Here is a 14,875-nt window from a genome sequence, read left to right on the forward strand (position 1 = left end):
ATGTTAAGGACATTGACGCAGTTTGTCACGATTCCTCACTTAACTGAAGACGCATGAATATAATCCTATTGAAGTTAGCCAAGTTCTTCAAAGTGTATACTATTCCCCTTATAATAATATTAAATTATATATAAATTTGAAACAGGCTCACTCTAAATGTTACTACTCTAAATGTTACTACTCTAAATGTTACTACTCTAAATGTTACGAATCTATTGATCTGGTTTCAGTGATTCACCAGTTTACTGTTAATAATCTACTGTTACTAACACTGAGTCTTATATTTCAATACCAACGGCCTCATCCTTACGCTCGTTATTGAACAAAATTATAGAGCATATTAGCACGATAACAGGTATCCACACGGCTTTAACCCCAATAAATGATGTAAGCAACCCTCCTAAAATAGCTCCTGCTAGAAACGAAAGGTTAATTGTAGTGTATCGAACGGTTCTGCAAGCCGATTCATCGTCTTTTTTTGTGAAAGCGATATAAGCTTCCTGTGTAGCTGAACGTAAGTTTCCAGTAACCATTGTTGTGCTATACGTAGAACCAACGAGTTTGCGAAATGAAGATATCTGAACCGAAGAGACAAATGAAATTGTAACAGTCACTATGATATCTGGACTGGTGTAAGGTATAAAGCCTACAATAAAAAGGACTACAGTTTCAAGAATTAAAACTGCCCTTTCAGATTCCGGTATAGGCAGGCGCATTGAAGGACTTTTAATCATCTCAGCAACTATTACTCCAGCCATGAATGCCAGAATAGGTACAGCATGAAGCACTGCCTGTCTCCAGTCTCCTGCTGCAGCTTCTATGCCCATAAGCACGACGTTTCCAGTCTGGGCATTAGCGAAAACTCCGCCTCTTCCAACGAATGTATAAGCGTCCAGAAATCCCCCTACAATTGCAAGAAGTATTCCAAGCTCCACCGACTCAGAGGTAAAGTTACATAAACGCGTTTTTCTTTCTTTTCTTTCATTTTTCAATGTTAGCATCTTTATCATTCGAATTCAAACAGCTCTATTTAATAGTAACGAGCCTTACACATAGATATATTTAAACTTTTTTATAAAACATAAACCATTTTTAAAAAAGGTGTATCACAGAGAGTTTCTTAAAAATGAAGTTTCTTCTTTTTCCAACGTTTTTTGGAACTTTACAACATATCTTTCTTGAAATCTTACAGCAAGTGTCCTTGCATTCAAAGCAGATATCTTCTTGAGCTCAAGACCGTCCTGAGAATCTCTTCACTGCCTGCTTTTTCGACTCTGATGTCAGACGGCTTTTCGATTATATCTAGATTGAAAGGAAGACGCTTCCGGATTTCCCCAATTAGCTGAAAATCCCCGCTCAGAATAACGCAGTCAATAAGCTTTTTTTCTTCAAGAACCCTGTCCAGGACTTCGAGGACTTTATCCATGTGGTGTGCGATATCTTCTTCCCTGAGGCGTTCGAAACGGCGCTGGCTAAAGCCTCCTTTACTGTGCTTTTCCTTTACGCTGCTGCGGATAAGCTCTTCGGTATCGAAAACCTGCGCATCTGGAGCAAAACCTATGAAGGATTCGCCGGCGTGCAGGACAAGGACAAGCATGCGGTAGTCCTTACTTAAGATCTCTTCAAGCAAAGAGACCTCAAAACTATCCCCAAGCTCCCAGGCTGGGAAAGTGATAGGAAAAGGAGGAGCTATAGCTTCACAGACCATACGGTGAAGATCATAAAAAAGTACAAGGCCGGTCTCAGGCTCAAGCCTGTCAAGAAGGGTACGGGTTTCCTCTTCCACGCGCTTAAGAGCCTTTTCACTTATCACACCTGAGAGTCGGGTTCCAGGAGGTAGGTAAGCGGTCAGCAGGCCGCCTGCAGGGGCGTGGAAGGACTTGAGCTTGGAGAGGTAAGCCTGAACAACTTGCAGGCTCAGGTTTTCAATCCCACGGAACTTCAGTTTGCCCTCGGATTCGGTTCTGATTGTTTCGAGCTCGTGGGAAAGAGTCCGGGTGCGAATACGTTCCTGATTTAAAAGAGCCTCAGCTTCCTGCCTGTCCGAAACCGCTTGCCTTGCAAGAATCTCTTTTTTTTCAAGCTGGTTTTTTGCACTCTGCAAATCAAGTTCCAGTTTAACAATCTGCGAGTTGAGACTCTCTATCTCAAGTTCGAGCTGTTCTTTTCCTGAAATCTTCCCAAGAAATGTACTTAAGCCGTTTTTCGTAACTTCAGAGGCTTCTTTTTTTGCTTTTTTGTCGTTAATCTACTTCCCTCACACACTGTTATTTTTAACTTCAGATGTCTGATTATTTTTAACTCAGATGTCGGATTAATAAAATAATAACTCTCTATAAAGTTTATTTATTAATTAATTTTAATCCTTATTATTTCGAAAGTTTTAATAATATCGTATTGAATGTCACTTTGTTTTCAGGAGCATTTTCTGAAAAGCAAGCTGATTTAAGAAATTATTTCCCAGATTATTAACCTTATGAATCACTCCGCTGCCTGAATGAGATCATCATTAAAACACTTTTAAACCCAGACAGGCAGAAAGACCCTAACCAGGAAAGCCCCGGTCAAAGGGGCCGGATTGAGTAGATGAAATGGATAATGAAGAAAAGCAAAAGGCCCCCGGGTCCAGAGCCGAAAAGTTCCACCCCACACTCTGGATCCAGGGGCAAAAGAGCTCTTCCCTTGCCGGAAAAACCATAGTTCTTGGTGTCACGGGAAGTATTGGAGCAGTCAGGGTAGTTGAACTTGCAAGAGAGCTAATCAGAAACGGGGCTGAGGTCCATGCTGTTATGACAGAGGCTGCCACGCGTATTCTGCACCCTGATGCCCTGCACTATGCTACCGGAAATCCAGCAATTACCGAACTTGGAGGCAGGGTTGAACATGTAGAGTTCTGCGGGCTCAAGGGCAGGGCCGACCTTCTCCTTATAGCCCCTGCAACTGCAAACACCATTGGTAAAATCGCATACGGAATAGATGATACTCCTGTAACTTCATTTGCAACAACTGCCCTCGGCTCTGGTATACCTTTGATGGTTGTTCCTGCAATGCACGAATCAATGTTCAGGCACCCGGCTGTAGCTGCGAATCTGATAAGATTGAAAAGCTGGGGAATATCTATTGTGGGCCCCAGGCTTGAAGAAGGCGTTGCAAAAATTGCAGCAAATGAAGAAATCGTGCTCGAGGTAGAAAGAGCTCTCGGAAACAAAACCCTTGAAAACCGAAAAATAATTATCACGAGCGGCTCTACTGCCGAAAGTCTAGACCCCATCCGAATTATCACGAACCGGGCTTCAGGTAAAACCGGCAGGGAGCTTGCTCTTGAAGCTTATCGCAAGGGAGCTGATGTAACCCTGGTTCATAGAGACCGGCTTGGGTTTGCAGGAATCAGGGAGGTTTTTGTAGAGAGTGCCGCCGACATGACTGATGCTGTACTCTCGGAACTCGAGAAAGAGTACGATGTTCTTATCAGTTCGGCAGCAATTGCAGATTATACAGCCGAACCTTCTCCCGGAAAGATAAAATCGGGAGGAGAACTCACCTTGAGACTGAAGCCCACCCGCAAATTGATTAAGGAATGCCGTCAAAAGTATCCTGACCTCGTAATTATAGGTTTCAAGGCTGAAACCGGAATTGAAAAAGAAGAACTCCTCAGAAGGGCAGCCTCAACCCTTAAAACTTCAAAATTGGACCTGATTGCAGCAAATGATGTCGCAAAAGGTGGAATGGGCACTGAGGAGAATGAACTGTACCTGCTTGGACAGAAAAAAAATGAACCAAGGCACGTAAGCGGGAATAAACGCAAACTTGCAGCCTTTATCCTTGAAGAGGCAGCCGATCTGTTAAAGTAAAAAATCTGCTGCAAAGTATCCCAGAGTATTTCACAAAAATCCAGAAACATTTTGCAAAGTATCCTGCAAAACACGAACGAACTTTGAAAAAATGAGTGAAGTGACAAAAAAGGCGTTTTCTATGTATATATATGAGAGTGAAGGAGCAGATATTCAGGCAAAGGCCTATGCTCCGGGACACATCACAGGTTTTTTCCAGATTCATGAGCATGAAAACCCTCATCGTAAGGGTTCTACAGGCTGCGGAATCGTCCTGAATGGAGGCGTAACCACCGAAGTAAAGATCGGGAGATCTGTAGAAAAAACCGAAATTTTCCTTAATGGAAAGAGAGTTGAAGGCAGAACTACTCGGACTGTCGCAGAGATGATGACTGAACTGCCCGTAAGAATAAAGAGCTGGGCAGAAATTCCAACCGGATGCGGATTTGGAGCTTCAGGTGCAGGAGCTCTCGGGACAGCCTATGCCCTGAACAATGCACTTTCCCTGAATCAGACCGTAAAAAGCCTGACTGAACATGCTCATGTGGCTGAGGTTGTCAATTGCAGCGGACTTGGGGATATTGCTGCCCAGTCCAGCGGTGGAGTAGTGATCAGACTGCAGCCGGGTGGACCCGAATTCGGGCTTGTGGATGGGATTCCGGCTCCCGAAGTCAGGGTCTTTTGTATTGTGCTTGGTGAGATTTCTACCGGTTCGGTCCTGAGGGATGAAGCTGCAGCCTCAAGAATTAACAGCGCAGGAAAAGAAGCTATGTCCGAGCTGCTTAAAAAGCCAACTCTTGAGAACTTCATGCAGCAGGCAAAAGCATTTGCCAGTAAAACAGATCTTATGAGCAGCAGGGCAAAAGATGTGATCGAAACTGCAAACGCAAATGGTGGGTTAGCTTCCCAGGCAATGCTTGGAGATACGGTTTTTGCAATTGCCCCTTACTCCCAGCAGTTCCGTCTCTACGAAGCCCTCCAGGAATTTGGTGAGGTGCTGGAATACGGCATAAGTACCTGTGTGCCGAAACTAATGAACGAATGAGTTCAGGCAGAACATATTTTGAATGAGCCAGGAAAATAATAAAATACCTGCAGAAAATTGCTGCGTAACTAGTCTCCCTATAACTTAAAGAGAGTTAAAGAAAGTAGAGATAGAAATTTGGGATCAAATAGTAATATATAATTCATATAATTCAGATTACTCATTTTAGTGTTTTATTTGAGTGTTCTGAACTAATCAAGCAGTTTATGTTAAAACTGACAATCAAGCAGTTTATATTAAAACTGACAATCAAGCAGTTTATATTAAAACTGATGAAACTCATTTACGGATTAAGTTCATAAATATAAAAAGATACTGGAAAGTAAATTAAAAAAAGGTAAGCGACCGATATGACCGAGATACCCAAAGACCACCCAAGGTATGAGTCCCTGTTAGCCCGTGAAAAGGTTGCAGCCGGGGTAAAAATGGGAATTACAAGCGTTCAGGGGTTGATTTCCCAGGGAAGAGGCGAAAGCTTTGATTACCTCATAGGTGAGCGAAGCACCAAGTCTGCTCTGTATGCTGAAAGAGCAGCAGTTGCTGCACTGCTTCTGGCAAAGAACCCCGTGATTTCCGTAAACGGCAATGCTGCAGTTCTCGCTCCTGACAAAATTGTCGCCCTTGCAGATGTTACAGAAGCAAAGCTCGAGGTCAATCTCTTCCACAGAACCGAAACAAGAGTCCACCTCATAATAGAACAGCTCAAAGCCAACGGGGCTTCTGAGGTACTCGGGAAAAATCCAGATGTGAGCCTTGAACTCTCTCATGCCAGGCGGCTGGTAGAAAGCCGAGGGATATATTCTGCAGATGTAGTGCTTGTCCCACTGGAAGACGGAGACCGTTGTGAGAAACTTGTAGAAATGGGAAAGACTGTTATAGCTATTGACCTGAACCCTCTCTCAAGGACTTCAAAGATGGCTACAATCTCGATAGTTGACAACCTTACCCGTGCACTTGAAAACATGATCAAGTTCGGAGTGGAACTAAAAAAGGAGAGAAATGAAGAACTTGTGAAATTAATCACGACTTATGATAATAAAAAAGTTCTCATAGAGGCGATTTCTGAAATCCAGGAAAACCTTAAAGCGATGACTGTAGAATTGGAACAATGAATATGGATCTGATAGAGAAAACGAGGGAATTTGTAACTACTTTTCTTGAAGGCGAGCCCAGTTCCCACGATATGTCTCATATAAATCGAGTAGAAGCTCTCTGCCTGGAAATCCAGAAGGAAGAAGGTGGCGATCTTCTCGTACTTCAGCTTGCAGCTCTCCTCCATGATGTCGGCGTAATTAAAGAACATGAAGAGGGCGGGGACCATGCCGTATACAGTGCCGACATTGCTTCTGAATTTCTTTCGAGAACAGGGCTCGGAAAAGAGGTTATTGAAGCTGTTACTGGTTGTATCCGGACGCATCGCTTCAGTGCAGGGGAAAAGCCGGATAGTCTCGAAGCTCGAATTTTGCAGGACGCCGACAGGCTTGATGCCCTTGGAGCAGTGGGGATCTTCAGGGCTGTTCTTTCCATGGGAGCTCTCAGGATGTTAAAGCACACAACAGGGATGGATAAGGGGAGTTCAAAAAGAACCGTGTACATTGAAGACCCTATTGAAGGCTTTAACGAATATATGCAGTACAAACCTTTCACAATTCCTGAAAAGTTGAATACCGACACTGCAAAAAAGATTGCCGATGAAAGGCTGAAAATCATGCGTATTTATCTTAAAGCCCTGAACCTGGAGGCCGGGATTGACGAAAGAGGGCTCTGAGTAAGGAGCAAGTTTGAGTAGGCTTTAACAGGTTTTAAAATTTTGGTGGGATGAAACTCGACAGTAAAGCGCAAATACTGAAAAAAGTATATTTTCTCAGGAATTCTTATTTTCTCAGGAATTCTTATTTTCTCAGGAATTCTTATTTTCTCATAAATTTATGAGTTTTTCACAGGGTTTTAGCATAATTCTCAGGACAACTTTTTTTAGGATAACCTCTTAATTCCAATACCTTTTAATTTTAGTTACCTGTTAAGTCCAGTACTTCTTTAATTTGGACAGAATTCTTAAATTCAGAATAGTCTAACAGCTTCATTTCATTACCTGACGGATTTGATTGTATGGCTGACATAATTGTAAAAAATGCTTACGTTATGACAATGGACCCCGATGAGGGAGATCTCAAAAATGGGACTGTTGTCATCGAAGACGGAAAGATTACGGAAATCGGAGAAAAGACCAGTGAAAGTGCCGATACCGTAATTGATGCAAAACATTCGGTAGTAATGCCAGGGCTTGTAAATACGCATACTCATGCTGCAATGACTCTTTTTCGGGGTTATGCCGACGATTTGCAGCTTGCAGACTGGCTTGAAGGGCATATATGGCCTGCCGAGGCAAAGCTGACTGCAGAAGATGTTTATAAAGGCAGTCTGCTTGCCTGCCTGGAGATGATCAGGTCAGGCACTACTTCTTTTGCGGACATGTACTTTTATATGGACGAGACTGCAAAAGCTGTTGAGGCATCAGGGCTTCGGGCTTCACTTTGCCATGGGCTTATCGAACTCTGGAACGAAGAAAAGGGCGCAACAGACCTAAAAGAAGGGAAGCGCTTTGTCCGGGCCTGGCAGGGAGCGGCTGACGGCAGGATAAAAACAATGTATGGGCCTCATGCCCCGAATACCTGCTCTGAAGAATTTCTTGCAAAGGTAAGGGAAGAAGCCAACAGGGATGGTGCAGGAATCCATATCCATCTCCTTGAAACGGAAGCCGAACTCCTGGCTATGAAAGAAAGGTACGGGAAATGTTCGGTGCACCTTCTGGAAGACATAGGATTTTTAGGGCCTGATGTGCTTGCTGCTCACTGTGTCTGGCTTTCGGACGGCGACATAGAAATCCTGGGAAAAAGAGGAGTAAATGTTTCTCATAATGTCATAAGTAATATGAAACTAGCTTCAGGGATTGCACCTGTATACAAGATGCTCGAAAAAGGAGTCAATGTGAGCCTTGGTACGGATGGTTGTGCCTCAAACAATAACCTTGACCTTTTTGAGGAGATGAAAACGGCTGCTCTTCTGCATAAAGTCAATACTTTCAGCCCTACTGCCCTTCCTGCGCGACAGGTGCTTCAAATGGGTACTGTGAACGGTGCAAAAGCCCTTGGCACGGAAACCGGCATGTTGAAAGTAGGAATGAAAGCGGACCTTATCGTGGTAGATATGAAAAAAGCGCATCTTACCCCCTGTTTTGATGTTCCCTCCCACTTGGTGTACTCTGCAAAAGGAAGCGACGTCAGGACAACAATTGTAAATGGGAAAGTCCTTATGGATGATTACAAAGTGCTGGCCCTGGACGAGCAGAAAGTTATGGAAGATGCTCAAAAAGCCGCAGAAGAGCTTGTTACAAGGGTAAACGCCTGAGAACTTTACTTATGGCAAAAAATATATGTCAAGAATAATTTATGTCAAGAATATTATGTTAAGAATTATTTATGTTAAGAATGTTATGTTAAGAATAATTTATGTCTAATAATTTATGTCAAGAATATTATGTTAAGAATTATTTATGTCTAATAATTTATGTCTAATAATTTATGTCAAGAATGTTTCACTGTGATACCTGAATGAATTAGTAATCTGAATGAGTAAAGGATAAACACTTATGTTTGAAGCTAGAATTAAGATCGAACTCAACCGCATATTTGATATTACGGGATGAACATGACCGAAAAAGAACTCATAGAATCCGGAAACATGAAGATGGACTGGGCAAGAAACCATATGCCTGTACTTGCCATCGTCAGGAAAAAATTTGAGGAGGAAAAACCCCTAAAGGGGATGAAGGTAGGAATGGCTCTGCATGTGGAAGCAAAAACTGCAGTCCTTGTAGAGACCCTCGCTGCGGGCGGTGCAGAGGTAGCAATTACCGGCTGCAATCCTCTCAGCACGCAGGATGACGTGTCCCTTGCCCTCGGCACCCGCAAGAACATAAACTGTTTTGCAAAATACGGAGTCGAAAGCCAGGAATATTACAAAGCAATCGACCAAGTCCTGGACATTAAACCCGATATCACAATCGATGACGGGGCAGACCTTATCTTTAAATTACATACAGAAAGGACCGACCTGCTTCCGAATATTCTTGGCGGCTGCGAAGAAACAACAACTGGTGTTCACAGGCTTCATGCGATGGAAAAAGAAGGAGCTCTGAAAATGCCGGTAATCGCAGTAAACGACGCCATGACCAAATACCTCTTTGACAACCGCTACGGGACAGGCCAGTCAGCCTGGGATGGGATTAACAGGACAACAAACCTCCTAGTAGCAGGCAAAAACGTTGTTGTTGCAGGTTACGGCTGGTGCGGGCGCGGAGTTGCAATGCGTGCTTCAGGCCTTGGGGCAAATGTAATCGTTACCGAAGTCGATCCTGTAAGAGCTCTTGAAGCCAGGATGGACGGTTACAGGGTTATGAAGATGGCAGATGCTGCAAAATTAGGTGAAATCTTTGTGACCACCACAGGAAACCGCGATATTCTCACAGCCGAAAATTTCAAGTCCATGCCTGACGGAGCAATCCTTGCAAATTCCGGCCACTTCAATGTGGAAATCGATATGGGAGCCCTTGAATCTCTTGCGAAATCCGTCCGGACCGTAAGACACAATATAAAAGAATACGATCTCGGCGACAGGCGCATTAATGTCATAGCCGAAGGCAGGCTGGTCAATCTGGCTGCTGGCGACGGTCATCCCGCCGAGGTTATGGATATGAGTTTTGCAAACCAGGCTCTCTGTGTGCGTTATATTGCTGAAAACAAGCTTCCGAACGGAGTCCATAAGGTACCTCTGGAACTTGATACTTTTGTGGCAAGAATGAAACTTCAGTCAATGGGCATAACCATCGATGAACTCACGACGACACAGGAATGCTACATGAGCGGTTGGGAGTGCGGGACATAATTTAGAAAAGTAATAGAGAATAATTTCCGCAATCAAAAAACTATAATATTTTAGAAATGCGGTGAATATCATCATTTTTAATTTTTGATTGTGTTCCATTCTCAAAAGGTGATATTATTTGCTGCATTTCCGAATCTTTAAGACACTTATAAAAACTAATACACTCTGTAATAAATTAACGCGTATTTTACAAACTTAACACAACTATAAAATCAATTTTACTTTCTAAAAATTACTGTACTTCATAAGCATTATTCTACATTATATATATTTTCATACTTTGTAATTGTGACTGCACCTATTTTTTAATAATTTTTGACAAAGGATGCATATTTTGATATTTATCATAGACAGTTTTATAACCCATAACACGTAAAGGACATAATTAATGTATAATTTATTTACAACTGCCTTTGGAAAAAATAATATATTTATTACTTTTTGTAAAATATTTTGATTCACTTTTAATAAGGAAATTATACGTGAAATCGATAGTAGCAATGATCGTAAAGCACTCTTGAGATCCTGGTTATAAACTATTGATTAACATACGTTGGAAAATAATGGATAGTTGGTGTATGAAAAAACATCCAAAGGCCAAAAACTTTACAGAAAGTGGATTAAAAATTGAGCGTTAAACATCAAAAGATTAGATCGAACGATTTGATCAAAAATTTTGCTGTCAGGTTTCGGATTTTGAAAGTTCTGGAAAAGGGATAATGAATAAACTGATTGATATAGCAAAATTTTAGAAAAATTGTCTGATCTTATAAGTGACAAATTACGTGCAGGTGACGAATTCCTTGCACCTTGTTAAATACTAGTGTCATGAAAATTTAGTTATTAATTATCTAATGAGCTCAAAATCAGTGTACTCTGATGAGAAGCTGCTATGATTATGTTCAATAATTAAATTGCCAGGACACTAGCCTTTAAATTACCTTTGAGATTCGGAAAGGGTTGAAATGGAAAAAAGTTTGAGAAATTCTGGAATTGACATTATTGGAGAAGTGCCCTGGGGAACGCATTTCTGTCAATTTTACCAGACAAAACAGGATTTAATTGACATACTTGTTCCTTATTTTAAAGCCGGTCTGGAAAATAACGAATTCTGTATGTGGGTTACATCAGAGCCCCTGGAAGTCGAAGAGGCAAAAGGCGCTCTTAGAAAAGCTATTCCTGAGATTGATGTTTATCTGGAAAAAGGACAAATTGAAATTATTCCTTACACTTACTGGTATGTCAAAGAGGGAATTTTTGATTCGCAAAAAGTGCTTAACGGCTGGATAGAAAAACTCAATCGAGCTCTGGCTGACGGTTACGACGGTTTAAGGTTGAGCGGAAACACCTTCTGGCTGGAGAAGAATGACTGGAACAGTTTTGTTGATTATGAAAAAGAAATCGACAGCATCATCGGCAACTATTCCATGATAGCCCTGTGCACATATTGCCTTGAGAGGTGCAGTGCAACCGAAATTATTGATGTAGTTATCAACCATCAATTTGCCCTGGTTAAAAAAGAAGAGAAATGGACACAAATCGAGAGTTCCAGACGCAAAAAGGAAAAAGAGAAAGCTTTTCAAGTCACACAATACTGGGGATCCACCTTTGATTCCATGCCAGACCTGATAGCCATACTCGACGATAAATACCGGATTGTTCGTGCAAACAAGGCAATGGCGGCAAGATTAGGGCTGAAACCGGAAGAGTGTATAGGGTTAATCTGCTATCGGGCTTTGCACGGGACAGCTAGTCCTCCTTCTTTTTGTCCGCACAGGCTTTTGATTGAGGACGGGCTTGAACATACTACAGAGATTTTTGAGGAATGCCTGGGTGGTTATTTTATATTAAGTGTCTCGCCACTCTATAATTCCAAAGGGAAAATTATTGGGAGTGTGCATGTTGCTCGTGATATTAACGAACGCAAAAAGGCTGAAAAAGATCTGAAAAAGAGTGAAAACGAATTCCGCACACTGGCAGAAAATTCTCCTGACATAATTGCCCGATTTGATAGAAAAAATCGCCATATGTATGTAAATCCTGCCGCTGCCGAAGTCTATGGTTGTTCTCAGGACGAAATCATCGGGAAAACTCATTGTGAACTGGGAAGAGACCCTGAACAGATAGAGCTCTGGGAAAAACATCATCAGAATGTTTTTGCTACAGGAAAATCGGGGACAATGGAATTCCAGTATAGATCGCCTCAAGGAAAAGAATACTATTTTAACACAAGAATAGTACCTGAATTTGTTAATGGCAAAGTGACTTCCGTCCTTGCTATTTCCCGTGATATTATCGAAATAAAAAAAGCTGAAGCCAGGTTAAAAGAAACCCTTGATAATTTAGAAGAGTTAGTTAAAGAAAGGACATCGGAAGTTGAAAAGGCTTGTAATTCTTTGAAAGAAAGCAAAAGGAGTCTTTCTGAAGCTCAAAGGATGGCACACCTTGGAAACTGGGACTGGAACATTATAACTAATGAATTATACTGGTCTGATGAAATTTATTGCATCTTTGAACGCAGCCCTCAAGAGTTCGGGACAACTTTCGATGCATTTCTGAATTATGTACATCCAGACGATCGAGATTATGTAAATAAGGCTGTTAAAGAAGCTTTAAACGGAAAAAAATACAGTATTAATCACCGTATTACTTTAGTCAGTGGAGAAGAGCGTATTGTACATGAACAGGCTGAGGTTATTTTTAATGAAGAAAATACCCCTATCCATATGAGAGGAACAGTCCAGAACATTACTGAGCAAAAAAAAGCTGAAGAAGCCTTAAAACTGGTTAACTCATATAACCGCAGTCTTATTGAGGCCAGCATAGATCCTTTTGTAACTATTGATCTGGATGGTAAAATTACTGATGTGAATAACTCAACAGAATCTGTTATAGGTTATTCTCGTGATGAATTAATTGGGACTGATTTTTCGGATTATTTCACCGAATCTGAGAAAGCTAGAGAAGCATATCAGTATGTGTTCCAGAAAGGACTGGTGCAAAATTATCCTCTGGAAATTCGGCATAAAAATGGAAATATAACGCCGGTTTTGTACAATGCTTCGGTTTACAGGGATGAAGCTGGAGAAGTTATCGGCATCTTTGCTGCAGCACGAGATATCTCAGAGCAAAAAATGGCTGAGGAGGCTTTGAGATTATCAAATATTTATAACCGTAGCCTTATTGAAGCCAGTATGGACCCGCTGGTTACTATTGGGCCTGACGGAAAGATAACTGATTTGAATAAGGCTACAGAACTGATTACCGGTTATTCCAGAAATGAGTTGACCGGAACTGATTTTTCGGATTATTTTACTGAGCCTGAAAAAGCGAGTACAGGATATCGGCAGGCGTTTGTAAAAGGTGAAGTCCGGGATTATCTTCTTGAAATTCAGCACAGAAATGGTCAGGTAACTCCTGTTTTGTATAATGCTTCGATTTATAAAGACGAAAATGGTGAGGTTATTGGAGTTTTTGCAGCTGCTCGTGACATCACCGAACGGAAAAAGGCAGAAGAGATGCTAAAACTGAAATTAGAGGAGCTTGCTCGCTCAAACGCGGAGCTGGAACAATTTGCCTACGTATCATCCCACGACTTGCAAGAACCCTTGAGAATGATAGCAAGTTATTTACAGCTTTTACAAAGAAAATATCAGGGAAAGCTTGACGAGAGGGCTGATAAATACATCTATTTTGCTGTGGATGGGGCGTCCCGCATGCAAAACCTGATAAACGATCTTCTGGAATTTTCTCGAGTAACTACAAGAGCCAGAGAATTCGAGCCTATTGATTGCAAATCTGTTCTGGATCGTGTGTTATTTGATTTAGATGTATCTATAAAAGAAAATGAAGCCAGTATCTCTTCTGGTTCTTTACCTGTAGTAATGGCAGACCCTGTCCAGTTTACTCAGCTCTTTCAGAATCTTATAAGCAACGCTATAAAATTCCGCAGTGAAAATGCCCCGAAAATTGAAATTTCTGCCGAAAAACAGGCTGATCAATGGTTATTTTCAGTAAAAGATAATGGGATCGGAATTGACCCTAAATACGCTGAACGGATTTTCGAAGTTTTTAAAAGACTTAATAAAAGAGAAGAGTATCCAGGGACAGGCATAGGGCTTTCAATTTGTAAAAAAATCGTGGAAAGGCATAAAGGACGGATTTGGGTAGAATCTGAAACAGGCAATGGTTCAACCTTTTACTTCACTTTACCAGTAATTCCTACAAAAGTTTGTGACAACGACAATACCGTGAATTCCTGATAACGACTCATTGGTCATCGGTTAAGGAATTTTCTTGCCTGAAAGCTATCGATTTTACATTAGAAGCCGGCCTTAAATTTTGGCATATTTACATGAAATCGATTCTCTGTTCCAGCTCATAATTTATAAAAATATTTGGCAAATGTTGAGGAAATAGAGACAATTTGTCACGATTCCTCACTTAACCGAAGACGAATGGATAATGACTATACAGTAAAAATATAATCTTTATACAAAATTTAATTTTTATGAATTTGGTTCAAATAAGATTGTCAGTTTGAAATAAGATTGTCAGTTTTGGAAAACTCAAAGTTTTTGACATATATTCAGGATGGTCATATAAATGAGAACTCGGGTAGCATTTAAACCGGTAGAGATCCTTGTAGTAGAAGACAGTAAAGGCGATATTGGCCTAATAGAAGAAGGTTTCGAAGATGCAAAAATCGGGAACATTCTTCATATTGTAGAGGATGGAGAAGAAGCAATCGCTTTTTTACGTGGTGAAGGGCAGTTTTCAGGTTCTCCACGCCCGGATATAATACTTCTGGACTTAAATTTACCCAGAAAAGATGGACGTGAAGTTCTTGAGGAAGTAAAAAGCGACGATGAACTTAAAAACATACCTATTGTGGTTTTAACCACTTCGAAAGCTGAAGAGGACATATTGAAATCTTACAATCTTCATGCCAATGCATATGTTACTAAACCTGTTGACTTTGATCAATTTCTAGACGTAGTTAAATCCATAGAAAATTTCTGGCTTGAGATTGTAAAGTTGCCGTCAAAATAAGATT

Annotated in this window: 10 protein-coding genes; 8 read left to right on the forward strand and 2 right to left on the reverse strand. The window is 41.2% G+C overall.

Annotated features, from left to right (window positions below; genetic code table 11):
- Window positions 1-278: 278 nt before the first annotated feature.
- Window positions 279-1,010 (reverse strand): YoaK family protein, encoded by a 732-nt coding sequence (locus MSBRW_RS07850; protein ID WP_011308179.1) that lies wholly within the window; start codon window positions 1,008-1,010, stop codon window positions 279-281.
- Between the two features lie 197 nt (window positions 1,011-1,207).
- Entirely contained in the window at window positions 1,208-2,104 is an 897-nt protein-coding gene (locus MSBRW_RS07855) for a Vms1/Ankzf1 family peptidyl-tRNA hydrolase (protein ID WP_011308178.1), read from the reverse strand.
- A gap of 487 nt (window positions 2,105-2,591) precedes the next feature.
- On the opposite strand from MSBRW_RS07855, the gene coaBC reads away from it, so the two are divergent.
- The 8 genes from coaBC (at window position 2,592) to MSBRW_RS07895 (ending at window position 14,871) form a co-directional block, all read left to right on the forward strand.
- Complete coding sequence (coaBC, locus tag MSBRW_RS07860) at window positions 2,592-3,851, forward strand: bifunctional phosphopantothenoylcysteine decarboxylase/phosphopantothenate--cysteine ligase CoaBC (protein ID WP_011308177.1); 1,260 nt, start codon at window positions 2,592-2,594, stop codon at window positions 3,849-3,851.
- Window positions 3,852-3,972: 121 nt separating this feature from the next.
- Complete coding sequence (locus tag MSBRW_RS07865; protein ID WP_048103461.1) at window positions 3,973-4,875, forward strand: pantoate kinase; 903 nt, start codon at window positions 3,973-3,975, stop codon at window positions 4,873-4,875.
- 350 nt (window positions 4,876-5,225) lie between these two features.
- Window positions 5,226-5,987, forward strand: coding sequence for a 4-phosphopantoate--beta-alanine ligase (locus MSBRW_RS07870; RefSeq protein WP_011308175.1), 762 nt, complete (start codon window positions 5,226-5,228; stop codon window positions 5,985-5,987).
- Window positions 5,988-5,989: 2 nt separating this feature from the next.
- A complete protein-coding gene (locus tag MSBRW_RS07875) occupies window positions 5,990-6,643 on the forward strand; it encodes an HD domain-containing protein (protein WP_048103460.1) in 654 nt (217 codons plus the stop codon).
- A gap of 341 nt (window positions 6,644-6,984) precedes the next feature.
- The gene (locus tag MSBRW_RS07880; RefSeq protein ID WP_011308173.1) at window positions 6,985-8,283 is read left to right on the forward strand and encodes an amidohydrolase family protein; all 1,299 of its coding nucleotides are present in this window, start codon (window positions 6,985-6,987) and stop codon (window positions 8,281-8,283) included.
- 300 nt (window positions 8,284-8,583) lie between these two features.
- Window positions 8,584-9,819: an adenosylhomocysteinase gene (locus tag MSBRW_RS07885; RefSeq protein ID WP_011308172.1), complete on the forward strand. Its 1,236-nt coding sequence runs from the start codon at window positions 8,584-8,586 to the stop codon at window positions 9,817-9,819.
- Between the two features lie 965 nt (window positions 9,820-10,784).
- Complete coding sequence (locus tag MSBRW_RS07890; protein ID WP_048136537.1) at window positions 10,785-14,081, forward strand: PAS domain S-box protein; 3,297 nt, start codon at window positions 10,785-10,787, stop codon at window positions 14,079-14,081.
- Between the two features lie 343 nt (window positions 14,082-14,424).
- Complete coding sequence (locus MSBRW_RS07895; protein ID WP_011308169.1) at window positions 14,425-14,871, forward strand: response regulator; 447 nt, start codon at window positions 14,425-14,427, stop codon at window positions 14,869-14,871.
- Window positions 14,872-14,875 lie beyond the last annotated feature (4 nt).

Origin of the sequence: Methanosarcina barkeri str. Wiesmoor, from assembly GCF_000969985.1 — an archaeon.
GTDB lineage: Archaea > Halobacteriota > Methanosarcinia > Methanosarcinales > Methanosarcinaceae > Methanosarcina > Methanosarcina barkeri_B.